Source organism: Micromonospora zingiberis (assembly GCF_004331455.1).
Lineage (GTDB): Bacteria > Actinomycetota > Actinomycetes > Mycobacteriales > Micromonosporaceae > Micromonospora > Micromonospora zingiberis.
In genome coordinates, this window is record NZ_SJJR01000015.1 from 32246 (window position 1) to 58381 (window position 26136).

The 26136-nt window shown below is 72.2% G+C and carries 22 protein-coding genes; all 22 read left to right on the forward strand.

Features of this window, described 5'->3' with window-relative positions:
• Nucleotides 1–1768: 1768 nt before the first annotated feature.
• The 22 genes from E0H26_RS20365 to aroQ all read left to right on the forward strand — a co-directional run bounded on the left by E0H26_RS20365 (nt 1769) and on the right by aroQ (nt 26006).
• Nucleotides 1769–2455, forward strand: coding sequence for a hypothetical protein (locus E0H26_RS20365; RefSeq protein WP_131306318.1), 687 nt, complete (start codon nt 1769–1771; stop codon nt 2453–2455).
• Between the two features lie 150 nt (nt 2456–2605).
• Nucleotides 2606–3067: a DUF948 domain-containing protein gene (locus E0H26_RS20370; RefSeq protein WP_131306057.1), complete on the forward strand. Its 462-nt coding sequence runs from the start codon at nt 2606–2608 to the stop codon at nt 3065–3067.
• A gap of 18 nt (nt 3068–3085) precedes the next feature.
• Entirely contained in the window at nt 3086–3391 is a 306-nt protein-coding gene (locus E0H26_RS20375) for a hypothetical protein (RefSeq protein WP_131306060.1), read from the forward strand.
• The gene (alaS, locus tag E0H26_RS20380; RefSeq protein WP_131306063.1) at nt 3388–6066 is read left to right on the forward strand and encodes an alanine--tRNA ligase; all 2679 of its coding nucleotides are present in this window, start codon (nt 3388–3390) and stop codon (nt 6064–6066) included. The genes E0H26_RS20375 and alaS overlap by 4 nt, the downstream gene beginning before the upstream one ends.
• A gap of 73 nt (nt 6067–6139) precedes the next feature.
• Complete coding sequence (gene ruvX, locus E0H26_RS20385; RefSeq protein ID WP_131306066.1) at nt 6140–6598, forward strand: Holliday junction resolvase RuvX; 459 nt, start codon at nt 6140–6142, stop codon at nt 6596–6598.
• Nucleotides 6599–7795: an endolytic transglycosylase MltG gene (gene mltG / locus E0H26_RS20390; protein WP_131306069.1), complete on the forward strand. Its 1197-nt coding sequence runs from the start codon at nt 6599–6601 to the stop codon at nt 7793–7795.
• Nucleotides 7792–8613 (forward strand): shikimate dehydrogenase, encoded by an 822-nt coding sequence (locus E0H26_RS20395; protein ID WP_131306072.1) that lies wholly within the window; start codon nt 7792–7794, stop codon nt 8611–8613. The genes mltG and E0H26_RS20395 overlap by 4 nt, the downstream gene beginning before the upstream one ends.
• Before the next feature lie 196 nt (nt 8614–8809).
• Nucleotides 8810–10513, forward strand: a complete 1704-nt coding sequence (locus E0H26_RS20400) for a glycoside hydrolase (protein ID WP_131306075.1) — start codon at nt 8810–8812, stop codon at nt 10511–10513.
• A 174-nt stretch (nt 10514–10687) separates the two neighbouring features.
• The gene (locus tag E0H26_RS20405; RefSeq protein ID WP_240742283.1) at nt 10688–12667 is read left to right on the forward strand and encodes a hypothetical protein; all 1980 of its coding nucleotides are present in this window, start codon (nt 10688–10690) and stop codon (nt 12665–12667) included.
• 163 nt (nt 12668–12830) lie between these two features.
• A complete protein-coding gene (locus tag E0H26_RS20410) occupies nt 12831–14480 on the forward strand; it encodes a lipopolysaccharide biosynthesis protein (protein ID WP_131306081.1) in 1650 nt (549 codons plus the stop codon).
• Between the two features lie 2 nt (nt 14481–14482).
• Nucleotides 14483–15838, forward strand: a complete 1356-nt coding sequence (locus E0H26_RS20415; protein WP_131306083.1) for an O-antigen ligase family protein — start codon at nt 14483–14485, stop codon at nt 15836–15838.
• A gap of 34 nt (nt 15839–15872) precedes the next feature.
• On the forward strand, nt 15873–17459 hold the full coding sequence (locus tag E0H26_RS20420; RefSeq protein WP_131306086.1) for a lipopolysaccharide biosynthesis protein: 1587 nt from the start codon (nt 15873–15875) through the stop codon (nt 17457–17459).
• A 7-nt stretch (nt 17460–17466) separates the two neighbouring features.
• The gene (locus E0H26_RS20425; RefSeq protein ID WP_131306089.1) at nt 17467–18369 is read left to right on the forward strand and encodes a sulfotransferase domain-containing protein; all 903 of its coding nucleotides are present in this window, start codon (nt 17467–17469) and stop codon (nt 18367–18369) included.
• A 52-nt stretch (nt 18370–18421) separates the two neighbouring features.
• A complete protein-coding gene (locus tag E0H26_RS20430; protein ID WP_131306093.1) occupies nt 18422–19672 on the forward strand; it encodes a serine/threonine-protein kinase in 1251 nt (416 codons plus the stop codon).
• Nucleotides 19673–19759: 87 nt separating this feature from the next.
• A complete protein-coding gene (locus E0H26_RS20435; protein ID WP_131306095.1) occupies nt 19760–20242 on the forward strand; it encodes a glycosyltransferase family protein in 483 nt (160 codons plus the stop codon).
• A gap of 80 nt (nt 20243–20322) precedes the next feature.
• Nucleotides 20323–20940: a glycosyltransferase gene (locus E0H26_RS20440; RefSeq protein ID WP_131306320.1), complete on the forward strand. Its 618-nt coding sequence runs from the start codon at nt 20323–20325 to the stop codon at nt 20938–20940.
• A complete protein-coding gene (locus tag E0H26_RS20445) occupies nt 20937–21857 on the forward strand; it encodes a glycosyltransferase family 2 protein (protein WP_131306098.1) in 921 nt (306 codons plus the stop codon). The genes E0H26_RS20440 and E0H26_RS20445 overlap by 4 nt, the downstream gene beginning before the upstream one ends.
• A 56-nt stretch (nt 21858–21913) precedes the next feature.
• Nucleotides 21914–22570 (forward strand): class I SAM-dependent methyltransferase, encoded by a 657-nt coding sequence (locus E0H26_RS20450; protein WP_131306101.1) that lies wholly within the window; start codon nt 21914–21916, stop codon nt 22568–22570.
• 104 nt (nt 22571–22674) lie between these two features.
• The gene (gene aroC, locus E0H26_RS20455) at nt 22675–23853 is read left to right on the forward strand and encodes a chorismate synthase (protein WP_131306104.1); all 1179 of its coding nucleotides are present in this window, start codon (nt 22675–22677) and stop codon (nt 23851–23853) included.
• On the forward strand, nt 23850–24365 hold the full coding sequence (locus E0H26_RS20460) for a shikimate kinase (protein ID WP_131306106.1): 516 nt from the start codon (nt 23850–23852) through the stop codon (nt 24363–24365). The genes aroC and E0H26_RS20460 overlap by 4 nt, the downstream gene beginning before the upstream one ends.
• Before the next feature lie 127 nt (nt 24366–24492).
• Nucleotides 24493–25569 (forward strand): 3-dehydroquinate synthase, encoded by a 1077-nt coding sequence (gene aroB, locus E0H26_RS20465; RefSeq protein ID WP_131306109.1) that lies wholly within the window; start codon nt 24493–24495, stop codon nt 25567–25569.
• Nucleotides 25566–26006, forward strand: a complete 441-nt coding sequence (gene aroQ / locus E0H26_RS20470; protein ID WP_131306112.1) for a type II 3-dehydroquinate dehydratase — start codon at nt 25566–25568, stop codon at nt 26004–26006. Before aroB ends, aroQ begins: the two co-directional genes overlap by 4 nt.
• Nucleotides 26007–26136 lie beyond the last annotated feature (130 nt).

The window sequence follows — 26136 nt, forward strand, 5'->3', positions numbered from 1 at the left end:
GGTGTCGGATCCGCCAGGGCCGGGCCGCACTGCCGGCCGGCCGGCCGGCGCACCCGCCGGCCCCCGTCGGGCGATGTCCGAGCCGCTGGACGGTCCCCGGGGCCCGGGTCCGTCCGAGATCGACGCTGGTCCGCGTCCGCAGGCGGCGCCGCCGGGCCGACGTGCGGCATCCGAGCCCCCCGCCGTGGGGCGTCCCGCAGCGGGCATGACCCCGGCCGCACCGAACGGTCCGTCGGGCGCACCTGCCGGTGGCCGGCGGGCCGGCCGGCGGCGCGCCGCTGAGCCCGAAGCAGAGCAACCGGTCGTGCCGCTGTCCGGCAACGCGCCGCCGATTCCTGATCCGTCGTCGGGTGGCACCGGCGACGAGAATTCGCCCCGGGGCCGCCGAACCGTGCCGCAGGGCCCGCCGACACCGGCGCGGGGCCGTCGGGCGGCGGAGCCGCCGGCCACCGGCCGTCGTGCGGCCGAGGCGATGGACGGGCCCGCCCCGGGCGGCCCTGCCGAGCCGGAGTCACCGGGCCGCGGCGGCCGCCGGCCGAGCGACGAGGGGCCGGGCACCGGAGCCGGCCCGGCCACCGGCGACCTCGGGCAGCGGACCGCCGACTCCCGATCCGGCGGCGGCCGGGCCAACCGTCCGCAACGGCCGGCGGACTGGCTGCGACAGGCCGGTCGTGCCCAGCACACCGATCCCGCGCTCCGCACGATCAAGGGTCCGGGCGACGCCCCGGTGGGCCGCGCCGCCGGTACCCCCTCCGGTGAACTGCCAGGGGTGCGGCAGCAGCGCGGCGCGGACGCTCCCGCGACGCCGCCCGGCCGTCCGGAGGCCGGTGCCGAAGCCGACCGGCCCGACGTCGGACCACAGCGGCCCGGGGTGGGCGCACCGCGCCACGTCGACGGGCCGCCGACCGGTCGTGGCCGGGCCGTGCCCCCGGTCGGGCCACCGGCCACGAACGAGCCACCGGCCGGTCGGCCCGGATCGGCGCCGCCACCCGCTCGGCCCGGATCGCCGCCGGCGGGCGGGCGGACCAGGGCGCCGTCCCCGGACGGCGGTGCGCCGCCCGTACCGCCGCGTGGCGCCGGCAACTTCGACGGGACGCCCCCGGGACCGCCGAGGGCGGCACGCCCCGGTGACCCGCCCGGACCGTCGAGGGCAGTCGGTTCGGGCGAGGTGCCACCCGGACCGCCGAACCGGGCGCGTCCGGGCGACGTGCCGCCGGGACCGTCGAGGGGGGTACGTCCCGACGAGGGGTCGCCGGGACCGGCCAGGTCGGCACGTCCCGACGGCCCGCCACGCGCCGCGGTGCGTCCCGACGGGGCGCCCGCCGGTGGCCCCGGCCGTCCGGGTGGCATGCCACCGGGTCCGCCCCGGGGTGCTGCTCGCGCCGACGCCGACCCGTCCCGTGCCGACTACGACCCGACGCGACCCGACGCGGGCCCGCCTCGGCCGGGCACCGTACCGCCGGGCAGCCCGGTATCAGGCGGTCCGGGCCGGGCCGGTGGGGAACGACCCGGCCCGCCCGGTTCGCCGGTGGTCGCCCGGGGCGCCGCCGCACTGCGGCCCGAGGAACGACTGGCCGGCCGGGCCGCCCCGCCACAACGCAACCCGGGCCGTCCCGAACCGTCCGGTGCCGCCCCGGTGCCCCCGCCGCCGCGGGCCGGTGACGGCCCGGCCGTGGCCCGGGCCGCCGCCGCGGTCGCCCCAATGGGCCCGGCCGTGCCCCGACCTGAGGTCGAGCCGGAGGTACGGCGACCCACCGGCCCGGACGGACTGGACACCGCCGAATCCCCGGACGACGGGCTCGACGCCGACCCGGATTCGCGTCGCCAGGGTGCCGGCAACCAGCGGCTCCGCGCGATCGTGCTGGCGGTGGTCAGTGTGCTGCTGCTCGGCGCGGTACCGGCCTTCTTCGGCCTGCGGGCGGAGGACCGTGACCCGGTCTTCGCCTCGCTGGACGAATTGGACGTGCCCGCCTGGGCCGCCGTCGATCCGGTCGACGACGTCAGCGGCAGCCGCTGGTGCCTACTGGACTGCCGGCTGCGGGAGCGGACCGTGAACTCCGAACGGCCGCCGGAGGATACGGCCCAGGTGTACGAGTCGGCGCTGAGTCAGGACGGCTGGCAGCCGTGGAAGCCGGCCTACTGCCCGGAACAGGAGGAGAAGGGCAGCTACACCTGCTGGCGGCGGGACGAGTTGACCCTCGATCTCTGGGTCCGGCCACCCACCTGCGTGCCGCCCCCGGTGGACGGCGAGCCGGCTGTGGTGCCGTCGTTGGATCCGGAGACCGCCGCCGAGGAGTGCACTGGATCGTTGGTGTCGGTGAAGGTGCGGAACGCGATCGACGACGAGCGGACCCGGCCGCAGCCGAGCACCGACCCGTCACTGACCGGTGTGGACCCCTACCCGACCCTGGGCGACGACCCGCTGGGTGACTTGACGCCGTCACCACCGTCCTGAGCCGATTGTCATCACGGACGGTAGGGTCTGGTCTGGCGTCCCGCGTGTCACCTGCCGACCTCTGGCGGGTCAGCGGGCGTCGGCGTGGGCGAGACGGTCGTGCGAATCGGGGAGTTGCCGCCCCGGGACATTTCGTTGAGGAGGACAGGCGTGGGCTTTTTGGAGGTCGCGGCGCTGATCGCGGCGATCGCGTTCGCGATGCTGGTACTGATCCTGACGCTGCCCATCCTGCGGTTGCGGCACACCGTGGACGCGACCACCCGGATGATCAACGACCTCAACGACCGGACCGGTCCGCTACTGGGTGACGTCAACACCACGGTTCGCAACGTCAACGTGACGTTGGAGCAGGTGCAGACCTCGCTCGACGGGGTGAACCTCCAGCTCGCCAAGGTCGACACCATGACCAGCCACGCGCAGAACATCAGCGCCAACGTCGCCAACCTGGTCACGGTCGTCTCCGCCGCCGCGGCCAACCCGCTGGTCAAGGTGGCCGCGTTCGGCTACGGGGTGCGCAAGGCCGCCGCCGCCCGCCGGCACGCCGAGACCGAACGCGAGGTCCGGGACACCATCAAGGCCCAGCGGCGTGCCGCTCGCCGCGAGAACCGCTGACCGGTCGGAGGTACGAGCATGAGGCGTCTGTTCTGGCTGGGTATCGGGTTGGCCGTCGGCGTGGTGGTGGTCCGCAAGGCGACCCGTGCCGCGCACGCGTACACCCCGGCCGGCATCGCCGACAACCTGTCACAATCCGCTGGCGGGCTGGTCGAGGAACTGCGTAGCTTCGTGGCGGACGTGCGCGCCGGGATGGCCGAGCGGGAGCAGGAGATCCACGAGGCGTTCGCCCAGGGCGAGGCGTTCGACGACCAGTTCGCCGAGTTGCGGGAGGACCCGCGGTTCGGTGACCGAGAAATCTTTCCGGAGGAACACCAGCGATGAAGACGGCGGAGATCAAGCGGCGGTATCTCGCCCACTTCGAGGCGAACGGCCATGCCGTGGTGCCGTCCGCTCCGCTGCCCGCCATCAGCGACCCGAACCTGCTGTTCGTCAACGCCGGCATGGTGCAGTTCGTCCCCTACTTCCTGGGCCAGCAGACGCCGCCGTTCCCGCGTGCGGTGAGCGTGCAGAAGTGCATCCGTACGCCGGACATCGACGAGGTCGGCAAGACCAGCCGGCACGGCACGTTCTTCCAGATGAACGGCAACTTCTCCTTCGGTGACTACTTCAAGGACGGGGCGATCCCGTTCGCCTGGGACCTGGTCACCAAGCCGGTCGAGGCGGGCGGCTTCGGGCTGGACCCGGAGCGCATCTGGGCGACGGTCTACCTGGACGACGACGAGGCGTACGACATCTGGCGCCGGACCGGGGTGCCGGCGGAGCGGATCGTGCGTCGCGGCAAGAGGGACAACTTCTGGTCGATGGGCATCCCCGGCCCGGCTGGACCCTGCTCGGAGTTGTACTACGACCGTGGGCCGGAGTACGGCCTGGAAGGTGGCCCGGAGGTCGACGAGGACCGGTACCTGGAGTTCTGGAACCTCGTCTTCATGCAGTACGAGATCGCGGACGTGCGCAGCAAGGAGCACTTCCGGATCGTCGGTGAGCTGCCGAAGAAGAACATCGACACCGGCATGGGCCTGGAGCGGATGGCCTCCATCCTGCAGGGCGTCGACAACCTCTACGAGATCGACGAGGTCCGGCCGATCCTGGCCAAGGCGGCCGAGCTGACCGGCAAGCGGTACGGCGTGCACTCCGGCCACGCGGCGAACCAGTCGCACCCGGACGACGTACGGCTGCGGGTGATCGCCGACCACGTGCGGACCGCGCTGATGCTCATCGGCGACGGGGTGGCCCCGTCCAACGAGGGCCGGGGCTACGTGTTGCGCCGGATCATGCGCCGGGCGATCCGTTCGGTGCGACTGCTCGGCTGGCAGGAGCGGGCGTTGCCCGAGTTGCTGCCGGTGGCCCGGGACTGCATGGCGCCGTCGTACCCGGAACTCGCCGCCGACTTCGAGCGGATCTCCGCGTACGCGTACGCCGAGGAGGACGCCTTCCTCGCCACGCTGCGCGCCGGCACCACGATCCTGGACACCGCGATCTCCGAGACCCGTACCGCGGGCGGCACGGCGCTCTCCGGCGACAAGGCGTTCCAGCTGCACGACACGTACGGCTTCCCGATCGACCTGACCCTGGAGATCGCCGCCGAGCAGGGGCTCGACGTCGACCGGGAGGGCTTCCGCCGGCTGATGGCCGACCAGCGGGCCCGGGCCAAGGCGGACGCGCAGGCCCGCAAGACCGGGCACACCGACCTGTCGGCGTACCGGTCGGTGCTCGACGCCGGCGGGCCGGTGACCTTCACCGGTTACACCGAGACGGCCCGCGAGTCGACGGTGCGGGCGGTGCTCGGCACCGACGGTCCACGGGCGGCGGCGGTCGAGGGCGACACCATCGAGCTGGTGCTCGACACCACCCCGTTCTACGCCGAGGGCGGTGGGCAGCAGCCGGACCTCGGCATGATCACGGTGGGTGGCGGGCAGGTCGAGGTGCTCGACGTGCAGCAGCCGGTGCCGGGGCTGATCGTGCACCGGGCCCGGGTGATCCGGGGTGAGGTGCGTACCGGGGAGACCGGCTACGCCGAGATCGACACCAGCCGGCGGCGGGCCATCTCCCGGTCGCACACCGCGACCCACCTGGTGCACCAGACCATGCGCAACTTCCTCGGTGAGTCCGCCACCCAGGCCGGTTCGCTGAACGCCCCGGGCCGGCTGCGGTTCGACTTCAACACCGCCACCGGAGTCGCGCCGAGCGTGCTGCGGGACGTGGAGCAGCAGGTCAACGAGGTGCTCCTGGCCGACCTGGAGGTGCACGCCTTCGTCACCTCGCTGGACGAGGCACGCCGCATCGGCGCGATGGCGTTGTTCGGCGAGAAGTACGGCGACCAGGTCCGGGTGGTCGAGGTCGGCGACTACGCCCGTGAGCTGTGCGGCGGCACCCACGTGTCCCGTTCCGGGCAGCTCGGCCTCGTCAAGATCCTCTCGGAGTCGTCCATCGGGTCCGGCGTACGCCGGGTCGAGGCGCTGGTCGGCATGGACGCGTTCAATTTCCTGGCCCGCGAGCACCTGCTGGTGTCCCGTCTGGCCGAGCTGTACCGGGTCCCGTCCGAGCAGGTCGCCGACCGGGTCGAGCAGACCGTCACCCAGCTTCGGGACGCCGAGAAGGAGCTGGAGAAGCTGCGCGCCCAGCTCGTGCTCGGCGGTGCGGCGGCGTTCGCCGCCCAGGCCAAGGACGTGCGCGGGGTCGCCTACGTCGGCATCGAGGCGCCCGAGGGCGCGGCCGGCAACGACGTACGCACCCTCGCGCAGGAGATCCGCGGCCGGATCGATCCGGCCCGGCCGGGCGTGGTCGCGGTGGCGGCTCGGTCGAACGGCAAGGCGTCCCTGGTGGTGGCGGTCAATCCGGCCGCCCGCAGTCGGGGCCTCGCCGCCAGCGACCTGGTCAAGGCGGCGTTCTCCGGACGCGGGGGCGGCAGCCCGGATCTCGCCCAGGGCGGCGGGCTGCCCGAGTCGGAGCTGCCGAACCTGCTGTTGACGGTCGAGAAGGCGGTCGCCGACGCGTGAGTTACCGGCACGGCATGTCAGGGCGGACCGGAGCGGTCCGCCCTGACGTGTCTCCCGACAGGAGTGACGTTCAGTGACGGCGCTGTCCCGGGGTGTGCGGCTGGGTGTGGACGTCGGTCAGGTCCGGATCGGGGTCGCCCGGTCCGACCCGCACGGGGTGCTGGCCACCCCGCTTCGTACCCTCGCGCGGGAGCAGAATCCCAGGTCAGATGCGGTGCCGAGCGATATCGTCGAACTCGCGGCGCTGGTCGTCGAGCACGAGGCGGTCGAGGTGGTGGTGGGCCTTCCGGTCAACCTCGCGGGTCGGCATGGACCCGCGGCCGAGCACGCGAAGGCGTACGCTCGTCAACTGGCCGATGTGATAGCGCCTGTTCCGGTGACGCTGACCGACGAGAGGATGTCCACGGTCGTCGCGAGTCGTAGGCTTGCCGAACGAGGTGTCCGGGGGAAGAGGCAACGCGCGGTGGTCGACCAGGCCGCCGCGGTGGAGATTCTGCAGAGCTGGCTGGAAGCGCAGCGGAGGCGGACGTAGATGTTTGACGAGCTGGACCTCGGTCACGACGAGCAGGATCGGGGGGACAAGGGCAAGCACCGTCGGGGTCGCCGGCGAGATGGCCGATCCGGCGGTGGCCGGGGTAAGACAGTGCTGGCCCTGCTGTTGGCCCTGATGTTGCTCGGCGGTATCGGCGGCGGTGCCTTCTACGGCTTCGACCGGATCCAGAACTACTTCGTCACCCCCGACTACGACGGCGGAGGCACCGAGGACGTCACGGTGCAGATCCCGCAGGGCGCATTCCTGGCCGACATGGCCGTGGCGCTCTACGACGCCGACGTGATCAAGAGCACCAAGGCGTTCCTCACGGCCGCCGAGGACAACTCCCGCAGCCGCAACATCCAGCCCGGCACCTACAAGCTGCGCAAGCAGATGAGCGGTGAGTTGGCGCTGGCCGCGATGCTCGACCCGGCCAACCGGATCGTCAACGGGCTCACCGTCCCCGAGGGGCGCACCGCCAAGAGCATCTTCAAGCTGCTCAGCGAGCACACCGAGATCCCGGTCAAGGAGTTCGAGGCAGCCGCGAAGGACCCGGAGGGGCTCGGCGTACCGGACTGGTGGTTCAAGCGGGAGGACGGCAAGAAGTCCAAGAAGTCCATCGAGGGCTTCCTCTTCCCGGACACCTACGAGATCCCGCCGAACGCCACCGCCGAGACCATTCTCAAGCAGATGGTCGACCATTTCCTCACCGTCACCGGGCAGATGGAGTTCGCCGACCGGGTGCAGAAGGAGCGGGGTGGCATCAGTCCGTACGAGGCGCTGATCGTCGCGTCGTTGGCCCAGGCCGAGGCCGGCACGAAGAAGGATCTTGGCAAGGTCGCCCGGGTCGCCTACAACCGGGTGTACTCGCAGACCTTCGACTGTAGTTGCCTGGAGATGGACGTCACGGTCAACTACTACTTCGAGTCGATCGGCCAGGAGGGCAAGACCTCCGCCCAGATGTCGCCGAGCGATCTCGACAATCCGAAGAATCCGTACAATCGCAAGCTGCCCGGCATGATCCCCACCCCGATCAACAACCCGGGCAAGGATGCCCTTGAGGGTGCGATGGACCCGCCGGCCGGGAACTGGTTGTTCTTCGTGGCGATCGACAAGGAGGGCAACTCCGCCTTCACCAAGGAGTACAGCCAGCACCTGAAGAACATCGAGAAGGCCAAGGAGAACGGCGTCCTGTGAGCGCGGTCGCGCGGCGGGCGGCCGTGCTGGGCAAGCCGATCGCGCACTCGCTCTCGCCGGTGATCCACAACGCCGGCTACGCCGCCGCCGGACTCGACGGGTGGTCGTACACCCGGATCGAGTGCGCGGCGGCGGAGCTGCCGGATCTGGTCGCCGGCCTGGGCCCGGAGTGGGCCGGGTTGTCGGTGACCATGCCGGGCAAGGAGGCGGCGCTCGTGGTGGCCGCCGAGGTCTCGCCGGTCGCCGCCGCCGTCGGTGCGGCCAACACGCTGGTACGGCGCCCCGACGGCTCCTGGTACGCCGACAACACCGACGTCACCGGGATGGTCGAGGTGCTGACCGAGGCGGGCGTACGCGAAGGCGCGACGGTAACGGTGCTCGGTGCCGGCGGCACCGCGCGGGCGGCGCTGGCCGCTGCGGCCCGGCTGCACGCGGCCGGCGTGACCGTGGTGGCCCGCCGTCCGGCGGCGGTCGCCGAGCTGGCACCGGTCGCACACACCCTGGGCCTGACCGTGACTGCCGCACCCTGGTCCGACGCTGCGGCGCTGGCCGAAGCGGACGTGCTGATCTCCACCGTGCCCAAGGGCGCCGCCGACGAGTTGGCCGGCACGGTGCGCTGGCGACCGGGCACGGTGGTCTTCGACGCGATCTACGATCCGTGGCCGACCCCCCTTGCCGCCTCGGCCGGAGCGGCCGGCTGCCGGATCGTCTCCGGCCTGGACCTGTTGCTGGCCCAGGCGGTCGGCCAGTTCGAGCAGTTCACCGGCATCCCCGCCCCCCGAGCCGCGATGTCCGCCGCCCTCTCCGCCGCCACCTGACCCACGCTGCGATCTTGGTGCGGAACTGTCCCTGGAGGGGCGGATTCGCACCATGATCTATTTCGGGGAAGGGGCGAGGTGCAGCGATGGCTTAGGTGACCTTTAAGACGCGCTTAGGTGACCCTGTCATGCCCACGCTCTGTTGTGTACACCGATACGCTGCTCAGCGTCATCGCCGTAGACGCAAGGAGTTTCCGTGACCAGGCGTGGACTGCATCGCCTCATCCGGCACCCCGGTCCCCGGCGCAAGGCCGTGGTCCTCGGCGCGTTGGGCATCACGGTCGTGCTCGGACTGACCGCGACCATGGTGCCCCTGCTCGCCGACGACAACCTGGCCATCCCGGTGGTCGCCGACACCACGGCCACGATGGTGGCGCAGGACGGCGACAACAGCGTCAAGACGACCCTGGCGACCTGCCCGGCGCGCTGTGACGGAAATCCGCGTGGTGGCCGGGACGCGGTGCTCGCCTTTCTGGTGACCTCACTGCCGGCGAACGCGACGAACGTTCGCGCGACCCTGCGGGTGCACGCGTGGCAGGCGTTGAACGCCACGGTGACCGCGCACGCGTCCACCCTCGACGCCACCGCGTCCAGGCCGGCGCCGGAGCGGGTCAGCACGGTCCTGGACACGGTCACCGGGGTCGGTAAGGGTTTCAACGAGTGGGATGTCTCCGGGCTGGTGACGGGTAACGGCATCTGGACGGTGTCACTGGCCCAGGCTGGCCTGGCCACCCGCGTCTACTGGGCCTCGGCCGAGAACCGCAACGCGGACGTGCGCCCCAACCTGGTGATCAGCTACAGCGTGGGTACCGGTCCGACGTCAGCCCCGCCGAGCGCCACGTTGCCGCCCACCGCCGAACCGACGCGGGCCCCCGTCTCGCCGAGCGCCTCGCCCAGCGCGAGCCCGACGCCCGCCCGGCCGAGCCCGAGCGCGACGCCACCACCAGCGGATTCGGGCAAGTGCGGAAAGGTGTCGGAGAAGCTGGTCCCGTCCTGCGGCGCCTGGTGGGGGATGTATTCGCCGACCAACCCGGCGACCTGGGACCACGGCCGGGCCGTCACCGACGTCGAAGCGCAGGTGGGCCGGAAGTTCGACATCGTGCACCGCTACCACGACTTCTCCAACACCGGCAGCAACGGTGCCTTCCCCGACACGTTCCAGCAGGAACAGATGCGCGAGGGTCGGCTGATGTTCTTCGCCTGGGAGAGCCGGGTCTTCTCCTCCGGCACCGTCCTGACCTGGAAGGACGTCTACAGTGGCCGGTACGACGAGACGATCGACGCGGTCGCCGGCCGGATCCGGGCCGTCGGGCAGCCGGTCTTCATCGGCTTCGACCACGAGCCGGAGGACGAGCCGGCCAAGGGCAGCGACGCCGACTTCGTCCGGGCCTGGCGGTACGTGCACGACCGGTTCACCGCGGCCGACGTACGCAACGCGGTCTGGGTCTGGACGATGATGGGCTGGTCCGGCCACTACGACCGGTACGCCGGGCTCTACCCCGGTGACCGTTACGTCGACTGGGTCGCCTGGGATCCGTACAACTTCCACGTCTGCAACGGCGGCACGGTCTGGAAGAGCCCGAGTACCACGATCGGCTCCTTCTACCGCTGGCTGGACGAGAAGGGTCTGGGCGCGGGCAAGCCGCGGATGCTGGCCGAGTTCGGCACGAACTTCGACGTCAACGATCCGAACGCGAAGCGGCGCTGGTTCGAGGAGTTCCCAGCGGCGTTGAAGGCCCATCCCAAGATCAAGGCGGCGATCTACTTCAACTCGCCGGGCGTGACGACCACGACCAAGACCTGCAACATGACGATGAACCACGACGCGGCGTCGCTGGCCGGGTTCACCGCCGCCGGGCGGGACAGCTACCTGCGGCAGCCCACCGGAGGGAGCCGCTGAGCCGAAGACCGGACACGGATTCGGGGCACACCGTCGGCTGTCGGCAATCCGACCGCCGTCGGTGTTGTCCGCTAACGGATGCGCCGACCGCCCAATCGGCGGATATCGCCCTGCGGGGTGGACGCGAGAGGCTACCCGCAATCCCGTCCACTCTGGAGGCGCAGCGTGCCCATAATCTCTCTCCAGTGGCGCCCAACCCGTAGACGTCGAGTCCGGGTCGCGGCTGTCGCACTGGTTACCGTCGCGGCCGTGCTGGTCGTGCCCAACGCGGCCGACGCGGCCGTGCTGCCGGTTCCCGAGCCAGGCACCGTGGTGTCGGCGAACCCGGTCGACGAGACCCCGCACGCCCGCGACGGCGAGGCCCGCGCCTTCGCCGAGGTGGGCGACACCGTGTTCGTGGGGGGCAGCTTCACCCAGATCCGGCAGACCGCCACCGCCGCGTGGATCACCCAGCGTTACCTGTTCTCGTACAACCGGACCACCGGCACCATCAACACCGCGTTCGTGCCGGTGCTCGACGGTGCGGTCAACGCGCTCATCGCCGGCCCGGGTGGCACGCTCATCGTCGGTGGGGCGTTCAGGAACGTCAACGGGGTGGCCCGCCGGAACCTGGTCGCGCTCGACCCCGCCACCGGCATGATCATCGACAGCTGGGTCGGCCGCTCCGACGGCGGAATGATCCGCGACATGGTGCTGCACCAGAACCACCTCTACCTGGCCGGCGCGTTCAACTGGATCAACGGCACGGCGCATTCCGGGCTCGCCCGGCTCAACGCCACCACCGGCGCGATCGACCCGACCTTCAACGTCAACGCCACCGTCGGTCGGCACGGCACCGGTTCGTACGCCTGGGCCATCGATGTCACGCCGGACGGCAAGACCATGGTCGTCGGCGGCAACTTCATGTACGTGGACGAGTTGCCCCGTAACCAGATGGCGCTGATCGACCTCACCGGCACCCCGAGCGTGCTCGACTGGAGTACGGAGAAGTTCGTGCCGCCGTGCGCGGCACCGGCCACCTTCGTGCACTACGTGCAGGACGTGCGCTTCGGTGGCGACGGCAGCTGGTTCGTCGTCGGCACCAACGGCGGCTCCGGCTGGCCGGCCGCCTACTGTGACGCGTTGGTGCGTTTCGAGACCGCGGATCGGGGTGCCAACCAGCTGGGCACCTGGATCAACTGGACCGGCAACGACACGATCACCTCGGTCGAGGTGGCCGACAACATCATCTATCTCGGCGGGCACTTCCGCTGGTTGAACAACCCGAACGCGCACGACGCGGCCGGTGCGGGGGCGATCGACCGGCTCGGCATCGCCGCGGTCACGCCGGCCACCGGCATGCCGGTCAACTGGAACCCCGGTCGCCGGGGCGGCAACGCCCTGCCCTCGGGGGCCAGCAACTGGGGCTCGCAGGTGCCGGTGATCTGGCGGGGCAGCAACGGTCTCTACTTCGGGCACAACTCCGACGGCATGGCCAACGAGTACCACGGCCGGCTCGGCATGTTCCCGGTCGCCGGCGGCCGGACGATCACTCCACGCAACCCTCCGACGGCGGGCTCCGGCTTCCTCTACCTCGGTGCCGTCGCGGGTGAGTTGGAGAAGGTGCCGTTCGACGGCACCAGCCTCGGCACGCCGACCACGGTCAGCCAGCCCAACTACACCGGGGCCGGCGCGACCTGGCGGGTGAGTGACCGGATCTACTGGTCGCGTACCGTCGTGGGCACCCCCACCGGCAGCCGACTGGACATCTCGATGTTCAACGGTGGCGCGATCGGGGCGCCGTGGGAGTCCTCCGGCTACAACGACTGGTACAACCCGGCGAACATGACCGGGGCGTTCTTCCTGGACGGTCGCCTGTACTACACCCGTACCGGCGCCAACGGGCTCTACTACCGCTACTTCGAGGTGGACGGCAACTACCTCGGTGCCACCGAGTTCACGCTGCCGACCACCGGCGTCACCTGGTCGGCGGTGCGCGGGATGGCCTGGGTCGATGGCAAGATCGTGTACGGGCACACCGACGGCAGCCTGCGTAGCGTGGCGTTCGACCCGCTGGCCACGCCCGCGGTCAGCGGCGCGGCGAGCACGGTGGTCGCCACTGCCGGGGTAGGACCGTCCTGGTCGACGTCCAGGATGTTCTTCTCGGTGCAGTGAGTCGGTGCAGTGAGGGTGTACCCGAGGTAGCAAAAGGTCGGTAATTTGTTCAGGTCGGGCCGGTGGCGGATTCCCGTCGCCGGCCCGCGCGTCGGGCGGAGCTGTCCGCGGTCTCCTGCACCCGCGATGTTCCCTTTCGACAACGTAGCGACGGTGGCGTTTCATGACTGATGCACAGCCCGGCGGTTGGTCCGGCGGCGGAACGATGGCGGCTCGTACGGTCACGCTGACCGACCTGTTGCGGGTCCCGCTGCACCGGATCCGACTGGTGGCCGCCGTGTCGGTGCTGGGCCTGGCGGCGGCACTCGGGTACGTCTTGCTGGTTCCGGGTGCGGTCACCGCGAGCGCGGTGGTGGCGGTCCGCCCGGTGGTCACCGACGCCTTCACGCCCAGCGGCGCGGCCGCCGACCGCGCGGTGAACATGAACGTGGAGAGCGGCATCGCCACCGGCACCGACGTCATCAGCCGGCTGGCCGATGCCGGCGTCCGGGACCCGCGCGACGTGCGGGACGCCCTGGAGGTGGAGGTGCCCGCCGGCGGGCAGATCCTGCGGTTCACCTACAAGGCGGACTCGGCCGACTCGGCGGTGCACGGTGCGAACCTGGCCGCCCAGTCGTACCTGGAGGTTCGCCGGGCCATGTACGAGCGGCAGCGGGAGGAGATGCTGCGTTCGTACGACGAGAGCATCGAGAAGGTCGCCGCGCAGCAGGCGGCCCTGCAACGGCGGGTGGCCAACGCCCGGGACGGGGCGCGTGACGCCGCGGTGGCCGAGCTGTCCGGGGTGAACAACCAGCTCACCCAGCTCAACTCCGCCCGGACCGAGATCGCCGCGGTCGACGTCAACCCGGGCTGGGTCACCCGCAGCGCCGAACGTGCCCTGGTCTCCTCGGCCGGACGCGGTTCGCTCTACGTGGCGGCCGGGGTGCTCGGCGGTGTCCTGTTCGGGATCGTGCTGGCCTTTGCCTGGGAGTCGATGGACCGGCGGATCCGCTCGGTCGACGACGGGCGGGACGCCACCGGCCTGCCGCTGCTCGGCACCGTCCGGGGCCGAGGGCTGCGCGGCCGGCGCAAGCCGGTGGACGCCGACATCCGCTACGTGGCGATGGCCATCGCGGAGCGGGTACGCGAGCCCGCTCGGGTGGCGCTGCTGACCACGCGGGAGGACCAGACCGTGCTCACCGCCGGTCTGGCGGTGGCGCTGGCGGCCACCGGCCGGGACGTCTACGTGGCCGACGACAGTGGCCGGTTGGAGCGGTTGCGCGCGACGGTGATGACGGACCGGGGTCGGCTGCCCGCGGCGGTGAACCCGGGCCGGCCGACCATCCCCAAGCCGCGCCCGGACGGTTCCGGTTCGGTTGACGACGTGACCCAGCAGATCACGGTACGTCGTCCCTCCCCGCATCCGGGCGCTGCCCGGGTGGCGACCGACCCGGAGGCGACGATGATGTTGCCTCCGGGTGCTGCCCGTGGGGCGACCGATCCGGAGGCGACGATGATGTTGCCGCGGATGGGCGGTGGCCCGGCGAGCGGAAAGAGCCCGGTCGCCGAGCAGGCCGACGAGGTGACGGTGGGGGCGGGCGGGGTCCGCTTCGGCACCTGGCGGCAGCGGGCCGCACAGGGGCTGGTCCTGTTCAACGCGCCGCCCGCCGAGGCCGACGAGCGTGGCGTGGCCGCCGCCCGGCAGGGCACCGCGGTCGTGGTGGTCGAGCAGGACCGGACCCGGCAGGACGATCTGCGCCGGCTGGCGGAGCGACTGCGGGCCGCCGGAGTGGCGCCGCTGGGATTCGTGTTGACCCGCAGCGGCCGGGGCTGAGGGTGCCCACCCTCAGCCCGCCGACAGTCGACGAGCCGGCCGGCAAGCACCCGGTGCCGGGTGCCCGGCTGGCGGCGCCGACGCTGCCCCGGCTGCCGGTGTGGCCGTTGGTGGTGATGTTCGGGCTGGTCCCGATCTGGTGGCTGGCCGGGGCGTTCTATCTGGGCTGGTCGCTGCTGGGTGCGGTGCTGCTGGCGTTGCTGCTCGTCCGGGGCCGGGTGCCGCTGCCGCCGGGCACCGGACTGTGGCTGCTGTTCCTGGCGCTCGTCGTGGTCAGCGCCACCCAACTGGCCTCGGTCGGCTCGCTGCTCGCCTTCGGCCTGCGGCTCGGCTTCTACGTGACCGCCCTGGTGGTCGGCGTGTACGTGTACGCCGTGGCGCGGCAACGCGCGGACCTGTCGTCGTTGCTCGTACCACTGTGCCTGTTCTGGATCGGGCTGGTCGTGCTCGGCTGGCTGGGGGTGCTGGCACCCCGGTTCACGCTCAGCACGCCGATGGAGATGCTCCTGCCGGGCGGTATCGCCGGCAACTCCTACATCCAGGACCTGGTGCGGATCACGGCGAGCGAGTTCAGTGTCCGCTCGCTCAACCCCATCTACCGGCCGTCGGCCCCCTTCCCGTACACCAACAACTACGGCAGCGCGTACGCGATGACGCTGCCCTGCGTGGTGGCCTTCATCATGCTGCGCCGCCGTGGCCTGCTGCGCTGGGTGTTGATCGCGTCGCTGCCGTTGTCGCTGGCGCCGGCCTTCCTCACCCTGAACCGGACGATGTTCGTCAGCCTCGGCGCCGGCCTGCTGGTGCTCGGGTTGCGCGCCGCCCGCCGGGGCAACATCCGGGTCGGCGCCTCCGTGGTCGGCGTGCTGCTCATCGGTGGACTCGCCACCCTGTTCATCCCGGTCGCCGAGCTGATCGGCAACCGGGTCGAGTCCAGCGACACCAACAGCGACCGGTTCGCCCTCTACGGGGAGGTGCTGCGGCGGGTGGCGGAGTCGCCCTGGCTCGGTTACGGCGCCCCGGCCACCGTCGACACGATCAGCGCGCCCGTGCCGGTCGGCACCCAAGGCCAGTTGTGGATGGTGCTGTTCTGTCATGGCGTACCGGCGCTGCTGTTCTTCCTCGCCTGGTTCGCGCTCGCGGCGGTGATCTGCGCGCGGGCCACGTCGCCGGCGGGGCAGTGGCTCGCGGTGGTGCCGGTGGTGTGCATTGTCCAGATGCCGTTCTACGGCATGGCGAGCCCGAACCTCGCCGTGGCCTTCTTCGCCATCGCCCTCACCATGTCCCTGGTGGAGCGCGATGCCCGACCGAGCGGTCCGGTCCTGCCCCACCCACCCCCGCGCCCGGAGGCGGCGACATGAGCGAGCGTGGCGAGCGGCGCAGTGGAGGGCCGACATGAGCTTTCCTGTTCGTCCGGTGGCGGCGGCTGCGCCGGCCGAGTCGGCGTCCGACAGCGCGGCGACCGAGGCCCGCCGGGGCGCCCGCAGTGGGGTGGCCGGGCTGTTCGGCGCCGCCGTCAACGGACTCATGGGTTTCGTCCTGGTGGTCGTCATCACCCGTGGCTACGGCACCGAGGGTTCCGGTGTCTTCTTCGCCGCGATCGGTGTGGTGACGGTGGCTGCCGCGGTGTGCGTACTGGGCGCCGAGACCGGACTGATCTGGAGTCTTCCGCGCCGTCGACCCGGCCCGCAGGGCGACGCGGCGCGGATGCTGCCGGTCGCGTTGATTCCGCCGCTGGCGGCCGCGTTCGCCGTCGCGGTCGTCGGGGTCCTCACGGCCGACCCCCTCGCCCGTCGGCTGTTGGACGGGTCGGACGCCGGCGGGGCTGCCCTGCTCACCGTCAGCTTCGCCGCCGTACCGGTGGTGGTGGCGATGACCCTGCTGTTCGCCGTGCTGCGCAGCGTACGGTCGATGCGGGCCTACGTTGCCGTGCAGTCGGTCCTGCTGCCCACCGCGCGGCCGCTGCTGGTCGGTGCGGCCGCGTTGGTCGGCGGTGGACTGCTGGCCGGCATCATCGGCTGGCTGGTGCCCGCGCTACTGGCCATGGTGGTGGCGTTCCTGCTGGTCGCTGGTCCGTTGGGGCTCGGCCGGGGAGCGCGGCTACGGGCCCGACGCGACGAGTGGGGCTCGTTCTGGCGGTTCGCGCTGCCCCGGGCCGCCTCGGCGGCGATCGACGCCGGCGCGGTCTGGGTCGGCGTACTGCTCACCACCGTGCTCGCCGGGGCAGCCGAGGCCGGTGTCTTCGGCGCGGTGAGCCGGTACATCCTGGCCGGTCAACTCGCCATGCAGGGGCTGCGGGTGGCGGTGTCGCCGCAGCTGTCCCGGCTGTTCGGACAGGACCGCCCGGACGCGGCCGCGGCCCTGCACCGGCAGTTGACCACCTGGGCGTTGGTGCTGTCCTGGCCGGTGTATCTGCTGCTGGCCATCTTCGGCGCGGGGTTCCTCGAACTCTTCGGATCGGGGTTCGCCAGCGGCGCCACCGCGATGACCGTGCTCGCGCTGGCCATGCTCGTGAACACGGGGGTGGGCAACGTACAGAGTCTGCTGCTGATGAGCGGACGCAGCGGGCTGCACCTCGCGGCGACCGTGGCCGGGCTCACGGTCACCGTCTCCCTCGGTCTGGTGTTGATCCCCGCCCACGGTGCCACCGGCGCGGCGTGCGCCTGGGCGGCGGGCATCGTCACGGAGAACCTGATGGCCGTGACCTGTGCCCGCATCGTGGTCGGGCAGCCGTTGGCGGACCCGTCGATGGTGCGGGCCGCACTCCTCACGTTCGGCGCGGTGGGCGCTGCCGCGACGGTCGGCGTGTTGGCCGGCGGCCGGGGCATCGTCGGCCTGGCGGTGGCGCTGGCCGTACTGGCCGCCGGTTGCGTCGGTTTGTTGACGTTGCCCAGGGTGCGGCGTGGCATCCGGGCGACCATGGTGCAGATCCGTGGCGGATCGCCGACGAGCGCATCGCCACGACCTTCGAAGGGCAGGTGAGTGTGGCGTGCCGTCCATCCGGGACCGGGTGAAGCAGTTGGTGCCGCTCCAGGTGACCAACCGGGTGCGGGAGAGCCTCGTCGACTACGGGGTACGCACCAGCGACCGCCGGCCGCTGCCGGATTTCCTCATCATCGGCACCAAGCGGGGCGGTACGACCTCGCTGTGGAACTACCTCATCCAGCACCCGCTGGTGCCCCGGCTCTTTCCGGCCTGGAACACGAAGTCTTCGCACTACTTCGAGGAGCACTGGGGTCGGGGCGAGGCGTGGTACCGCTCGCACTTCCCGACCCTGCGGCAGCGGGAGGCCCTGGAGAGCCGGCACGGCGGCCCGGTCCGGGTGGGTGAGGCCGCCCCGCTGTACATGTTCCATCCGCTGGCCGCGCAGCGGGTCGCCGCGCTGATGCCCCAGGTGAAACTCATCGTGCTGTTGCGTGATCCGGTGGAGCGGGCGTACTCGCACTGGAAGGAGCGGAGCACCAACGGGGTGGAGCCGCTGGACTTCGCCGCCGCGCTGGCCGCCGAGGCGGAGCGTACGGCGGGGGAGCGGGAGCGGCTGATCGCCGAGCCGGAGTACTTCAGCGAGCCCTACGACTGGTACACCTACCGGGCCCGGGGCCGCTATCTGGAGCACCTCGAACCGTGGCTGGCGCGGTTCGACCGGGCCCAGTTGCTCTTCCTGCCCAGCGAGGACCTCTACCGCGACGCGCGGGCCACCTACCGGCGCACCCTGGACTTCCTCGGTCTGCCCGCCTTCGACCTGCCCGACTTCAAGGTCTACAACGACCGGCGGTCGGCGCCGCTGGAACCGGCGCTGCGCGCCGAGTTGACCGAGTACTACCGCCCGCACAACGAGGCGTTGCGGCAGCGGCTGGGGCTGAGCCTGGACTGGCCGGACCGGGTGGCGTGAGGCGGATGCGCGAGCGGGCCAGCGGTGCCGGGCGGACCGGCGTGGTGACCAGGTGACCGGGGCGGTGGACCCCCGTACCCGCGACGACGGGCTGGGATGGGTCACCCGGGCGGTCTTCGGCGATCAGCGGATCGCGCTGGTCGTGGATGCCGCCGTCCCGGCCGGGCACACCGTGGTGGCCCGCTACGCGATCGTCCCGTCGGTGGACCGGGCCCGGTTCCTGCTGCCGCTCGGATCGTCGCGGGCCACGGCGGGGGCGTTGCTGGCGTACAACGCGCTGCGGCCGGTGAAGGTGCGGGCCGTGCGGGCCGCACTCGGCGTGGCGGCGCGGGCCGGCATGGTCGCCCGCGCCCCGTTTCCGGTGTTGAGTGTCGCCCTGCCGGCCGCGCTCGACCCCGCCGAGGTGCTGCTCGCCGAGCGGCTCGCGGCCGACCTCGGCGGCGGGACCGCGTACGCGGCCTGCGGGGTGCGCCCGCCGGATCCGAACCACAAGCCGACGTTGCAACTGTTCGACCGCGCCGGTGCGCCGCGTGGCTACGCCAAGATCGGTTGGAACGACGCGACCCGCGCGCTGGTCACCGCCGAGGCCGCAGCCCTGCGGGAGCTGTCCGCGGTGGCCGGTGCGGCCGGGCATCCGGGCACCCCCCGGCTGCTCGCCGAGACCAGCTGGGCCGGGCAGGCCGTGGCGCTGGTCGAACCGCTGCCCACCGGGGTACGCGGGATGCCGGTGGACGCGCCGCCAGAGCTCGCGGCCCTGCTCGCGGTGGCCCGACGCGGCCGGCCCCCGGCGACACCGCGACCGCTGGCCGGCTCGCCGTTCCTGACCCGGTTGACGGCGCAGGCGCAGCAGGCCGCGGCCACGGATCCCGCCGGGGCGCGGGCGGTGGCGGCGGTCACCGAACTGGCGCGTCGGCACGGCGACGTCACCGTCGAGTTCGGACACTGGCACGGCGACTGGGTGCCGTGGAACCTCGGTCGGCACGCCGGTGGCCTGATCGCCTGGGACTGGGAGCACAGCGGGCCGGATGTGCCGGTCGGGTTCGACCTGGCCCACGACGCGTTCCAGCGGTCGCTGGTGCTGCGGGGCGAACCGGCCGCGAGCGCGGCCGAGCAGGTACGACAGTGGCTGGACCGGTACGGCGACCGGCTGGGTCTCGATCCGGCTCGCCGCGGCCTGGTGGCCGACGCGTACCTGGTGGAGATGTGGCTGCGTACCTGGCGCCTGGCCGCCGCTGGTGCCGGCTGGAATCCGGCGTTGCATCCCGCATTGCTGGACGTCGTCGAGAAACGACAGGGTGGCTGATGTGGTCGGGCCGACCCGACCACCACAGTGGATGATGTCGCTGGGGCGTGATCGTCGTGCAGACACAGCGGACTTGTGGGGAGTCGCGTGGAGAACACCATTGACAGCGGCGGGGAGCAGCCACTGTTGCTGCTGGTCGGATCCAGCGGCGGGCACCTGGCCCAGTTGCTCGCGCTGAAACCGTGGTACGAGACCTGGCAGCGGTGCTGGGTCACCTTCGACACCCCGGAGGCGGTGTCCCTGTTGGCCGGCGAGGACCTGATCCCGGCGTACCATCCGACCACCCGGAACCTACGCAACCTGCTGCGCAACACGCTGCTGGCGGCCCGGGTGCTGCGTCGGCGGCGGGTCGCCGCCGTGGTCACCACCGGGGCCGGCGTGGCGGTGCCGTTCGTCGTACTGGCCCGGTTGCGCCGGATCCCGACGGTCTACATCGAGGTCTACGACCGGATCGACACCCCGACCCTGACCGCCCGGCTGTGCCGCCCGTTCCTGTCGGCGATGCTCGTGCAGTGGGAGGAGCAGCGTCGCCAGTACCCGGAGGCCACCGTCGTGGGGACGCTGCTGTGACCGGCGAGGCCACCCCCGCCGAGGGGCAGCGCGGCGGGTCGGTACGCCCGGCCACCGCCGGCCCGGCCGCGACGGTACGCATACCGGCGCCGCGTGACCGGCGTCCCGACGGCCGGACCCACCTGCTGGTCTCGGTCGGCACCGACAAGCATCCCTTCGACCGGCTGGTCGGCTGGCTGCGCGAATGGCACACCGACGTCGCCGGTGCGGTGGCGCTGACCGTGCAGCACGGGCACACCCGGGTCGACGGCCTGCCCGACGCGGTGCCGTTTCTCGGGCACACCGAGTTGCAGACCGCGATGGCCGGGGCCGACCTGGTGGTCTGTCACGGTGGCCCGGCCACCATCCTGGAGGCCCGCCGGCACGGGCACCTGCCGATCGTGGTGCCCCGCGATCCGGCCCGTGGCGAGCACGTCGACGACCACCAGCAGTTGTTCGCCCGCCGGCTCGGTGCGGCCGGTCTGGTCGCCCTCTGCGAGACCCGGCAGGAACTGCTGGACGCCCTCACCGCCGGCCTGTCCGACCCCGCCCGGTTCACCGCGAACGTGGACGACGAGGCGGTCGAGGGCCAACGCGCCGCGGTGCGCCGGGTGGGCGTGATCGTCGAGGAGTTGGTGGCCGAGGCCGCGCAGCGGCGTCAGCGGCCCTGGTGGCGGCCGTGGCGCGGGCCCGGCCCGAACGGAAGGCGCACCCCATGACCGCGTACCCCAGCGTCACCGCCGTCGTGCCCACCCGGGACCGTCCCGAACTGCTGCGCGCGGCGGTGCGGGCCATCGTCGCCCAGGACTATCCGGGTCAGGTCGAGACGGTCGTGGTGTACGACCAGTCCGAGCCGGACCCGGCGCTGACCGAGCTGGCCGGCCCGCAGCGCCCGGTGCGGGTGGTGACCAACAGCCGTACCCCGGGGCTGGCCGGCGCCCGCAACACCGGCACCCTGGCGGCCACCGGCGAACTGGTCGCCTTCTGCGACGACGACGACGAGTGGCTGCCGGGCAAGCTCCGCGCCCAGGTCGACGCCCTGACCGCCGTGCCCGGTGCCGAGTTCGTCAGCTGCGGCATCCGGGTCAGCTACGACGGGCACACCGTCGAGCGGGTGCTGGAGCGCGACTCGATCAGCCTGTCCGACCTGCTGCGGGACCGGATGACCGAGCTGCACCCGTCGACCTTCCTGATCCGGGCGGCGGCGCTGCGCGACGGGTTCGGGCTGGTCGACGAGGAGATCCCGGGCAGCTACGCCGAGGACTACGAGTTCCTGCTGCGCGCTGCCCGCAGCGCCCCGCTGGTCAACCTGCGCACCCCGTACGTGCTGGTGCGTTGGCACAAGCGGTCGTACTTCGCCCAACGGTGGGACACCATCTCCGAGGCGTTGCAGTGGCTGCTGGAGCGCTATCCCGAGTTCGCCACCCAGCCGGCGGGGGAGGCCCGGGTCTCCGGACAGATCGCCTTCGCCCGGGCCGCCTCGGGCGACCCTCGGGGAGCGATGCGCTGGGCCCGGCGCACCATCCGGCGCAACCCGCGCGAACCCCGGGCCTATCTGGCCCTGGCGGTGGCTGGCCGGGTGGTCCGCGCCGACGCCGTACTGCGCACCCTGCACAAGCGCGGCCGCGGCATCTGACGGCCGGTTCCGCTGCACAGCTCGTCCATCCACCCCTACAGAAAGATCAGACGTCGATGGCACTGCACTCGCTCAGGTTCCGCCTCGTCGACTCACCCACCTCGTACGGCGCCAAGCGGCGGGCCCGGCGGGCCGCCTGGCTCTCGGAGACGTTCCCCGACCTCGCCGAGATGAGCGTTCTCGACCTCGGCGGGCGGGTCGAGAGCTGGACCAAGGTTCCGGTCCGCCCGGCCCGCGTACACGTGGTGAACCTCGAACCGCTGCCGTCGCAGCTGCCCGACTGGGCCGAGGCGGACCACGCCGACGCCTGCGAACTGCCGAAGGAGATCCTGAGCCGACGGTACGACCTGGTGTTCAGCAACAGCGTGCTGGAGCACGTCGGCGGACACGAACGTCGGCGGCGGATGGCCGAGGCGATCCGCGAACTGGCGCCCGCCTACTGGGTCCAGACCCCCTACCGGTACTTCCCGGTGGAGCCGCACTGGGTGGCGCCCGGTATGCAGTTCCTGCCGGTGTCGATGCGGGTGGTGATGGCCCGCAAGTGGCCGCTCGCGTACACCCCGGGTAAGTCCTACGAGGCGGCCATGCGGCAGGTCCTGACCACCGAGCTGATCGGGCGTGCGGAACTGCGGTACCTCTTCCCGGACGCGACCATCCGCAACGAGCGTCTCGCGGGTCTCACCAAGTCGATCATTGCGATCAAGAAGCCGTAGGTGGCGCGGCCTCCAACGGGGCCGGTGCCCTCGGCCGCGTCCGGTGGGCGGGACGCGGCGGGCGGTGCGTGTTGGCGGGTACCGGGCGTGACAGACTGGCCGCTGTGTTGCGCTGGTTGACCGCAGGGGAATCGCACGGACCCGCTCTCGTCGCGTTGCTGGAGGGGGTGCCGGCCGGGATCGAGGTGACCACCACCGAGATCGCCGGGGAGTTGGCCCGCCGCCGGCTCGGCTACGGCCGGGGTGCGCGGATGTCCTTCGAGCAGGACGAGATCGAGGTCATCGGCGGCCTGCGGCACGGGGTGACGCTCGGTAGCCCGGTCGCCCTGCGGGTCGGCAACTCCGAGTGGCCCAAGTGGCAGACCGTGATGGCCGCCGACCCGGTCGACGCCGACGAGTTGGCCCGGCAGGCCCGCAACGCTCCGCTCACCCGCCCCCGGCCCGGCCACGCCGACCTGGCCGGCATGCAGAAGTACGGCCACACCGACGCCCGGCCGATCCTGGAGCGGGCCAGCGCGCGGGAGACCGCCGCCCGGGTCGCCGTCGGCACGGTGGCCAAGGCGCTGCTGCGGCAGGCCCTCGACGTCGAGATCGTCTCGCACGTGGTCGAGCTGGGTCCGGTCGCCGTCAAGCCGGGGCTGCGGCCCCGCCCGGAGGACGCCGCGCGCATCGACGCCGACCCGCTGCGCTGCCTCGACCCGGAGGCCAGCGCCCGGATGGTCGCCGAGGTCGACGCCGCGAAGAAGGCCGCCGACACCCTCGGCGGGGTGGTCGAGGTGCTGGCCTACGGGGTGCCACCCGGTCTGGGCAGCCACGTGCAGTGGGACCGTAAGCTCGACGCCCGGCTGGCCACCGCGTTGATGTCGATCCAGGCGATCAAGGGTGTGGAGATCGGCGACGGCTGGCAGCAGGCCCGTTCGCGCGGCTCCGAGGCGCACGACGAGATCATTCCCACCGCCACCGGCGTACGCCGGGTCACCGACCGGGCCGGTGGCCTGGAGGGCGGCATCACCACCGGTGAGCCGCTGCGGGTGAAGGCCGCGATGAAGCCGATCTCCTCGCTGAACCGGGCACTGGCCACCGTCGACATCACCACCGGCGAGCCGGCCACCGCGATCAACCAGCGTTCCGATGTCTGCGCGGTGCCCGCCGCCGCCGTCGTCGCCGAGGCGATGGTGGCGCTGGTGCTGGCCGAGGCGGCGGTGGAGAAGTTCGGCGGCGACTCGGTCGCCGAGATGCGCCGCAACCTCGCCGGCTACCTCGACGCGCTGGTGATCCGATGAGCGCTGCCACCCGTCCGGTCTGCGTCCTGGTCGGGGCGCCCGGCTCGGGCAAGACCACCGTCGGGCAGGTCCTCGCGGCCGAGCTGGGCGTGGAGTTCCGGGACACCGACGCGGACATCGAGCGCCAGGCCGGCAAGCCGATCCCGGAGATCTTCGTCGACGAGGGGGAGGCGCACTTCCGTACCCTCGAACGGGCGGCGGTGGCCGCGGCGCTGGCCTCCTGCGACGGGGTGCTGGCCCTCGGCGGCGGTGCGGTGCTGGCCGAGGAGAACCGCGCCGCGCTGGTCGGGCACCGGGTGGTGCACCTGTCGGTCGAGCTGACCGACGCGGTGAAGCGGGTCGGCCTCGGCATCGGGCGTCCGCTGCTGACGATCAACCCACGGGCCACCCTCAAGCACCTGATGGATCAGCGCCGACCGCTCTACGCCGAGGTGGCGACCGCGACGGTGATGACCGACGGCCGCACTCCGGAGGAGATCGCCGCCGAGATCATCCCCCTGCTGAAGCGGTAAGGAAGGGCCGCCGCTGGCGGTGGCTGCCCCTGCCCGGTTCACGGCGCGGTAAACCTTTGTTCCAACCATCGGGCGCCGCGCGGGCGGAGCCGGTCGAGGCCGCCACGGGTGGGCTAGGCTCCCGGCGATGAACGAGGTGACCCGGATTCCGGTCGGCGGCGAGCGGCCGTACGACGTGCTGGTCGGTCGTGGCCTGCTCGACACGCTGCCCGGCCTGCTGCCCGACGCCACCCGGGTGGCGGTGCTGCACGCCCCGCCGCTGAAGGAACTGGCCGACGCCATCGGCGACCGGCTCGGCGCGGCCGGCGTGACACCGCTGTCGATCGAGGTGCCCGACGCCGAGGCCGGCAAGCACGTCGACGTGGCGGCGGCCTGCTGGGACCGGCTCGGTGCGGCCGGTTTCACCCGGACCGACGCGGTGGTCGGGCTGGGCGGCGGTGCGGTCACCGACCTGGCCGGGTTCGTGGCCGCCTGCTGGTTGCGTGGGGTGCGCTGGGTGCCGGTGGCCACCTCGCTGCTCGGCATGGTCGACGCGGCGGTGGGTGGCAAGACCGGTATCAACACCGCGGCCGGCAAGAACCTGGTCGGTGCCTTCCACCCGCCGGTCGGGGTGTTGGCGGATCTCAGCACGCTGGACACCCTGCCGCCGGTCGACCTGGCCGCCGGCCTGGCCGAGGTGGTCAAGTGTGGCTTCATCGCCGACCCGGTCATCCTCGACCTGGTCGAGCGGGACGCGGCGGCGGCCATCGACCCGACCGGGCCGGTGGCCCGGGAGTTGATCGAGCGGGCGATCCGGGTCAAGGCCGACGTGGTCGCCGGGGACCTGCGCGAGTCGGGCGTACGGGAGGTGCTCAACTACGGGCACACCCTGGCGCATGCGATCGAGAAGGTCGAGGGGTACCGCTGGCGGCACGGTCACGCCGTGTCGGTCGGTCTGGTGTACGCCGCCGAGCTGGCCCGGCTCGCCGGCCGGTTGGACGCGGTCACCGCCCGCCGGCACCGCGACGTGCTCACCGCGCTCGACCTGCCCACCCACTACCCGGCCGACGCCTGGCCACAGTTGCTGGCCACGATGCGGGTCGACAAGAAGGCCCGGGGCAGCCAGCTGCGGTTCGTGGTGCTCGACGGGCTGGCCCGGCCGGCGATCCTGGCCGGCCCCGACGACGACCTGCTGCACGCGGCCTACGCGGCGGTCACCTCATGAGGGTGTACGTGCTCAACGGGCCGAATCTGGGCCGGCTGGGCAGCCGGCAGGTCGACGTGTACGGGGTGACCAGCTACGCGGATCTGGTCGAGCTGTGTGAGTCGACCGGGCGGGAGCTCGGGCTGAGCGTCACCGTGCGGCAGACCGACGCCGAGCACGAGCTGCTCGGCTGGCTGCACGCGGCGGCGGACGAGAGGGCTGCCGTGGTGCTGAACCCGGCGGCCTGGTCGCACTACTCGATCGCGGTGCGGGACGCCTGCGCGATGCTGCGCGGTCCGCTGGTGGAGGTGCACATCTCCAACATCCACGCCCGGGAGGAGTTCCGGCACCACTCGGTGGTGTCGGCGGTGGCGACCGGGGTGATCTGCGGACTCGGCGTGGACGGCTACCGCCTCGCCCTGCACCACCTCGCCACCCGCCGCGACCACGACAACTGACGCCACCGGCCCGGCTGCTGCCCGGGCGGCACACCCTTCCCGGACGCGGTGCGCTGTGGCCGCACCAGCCCTCAGCATCCGTGCCCAGCGTCCGTTCGTGGCGTCCCTTCGTGGCGCCCGTGCCCAGGCG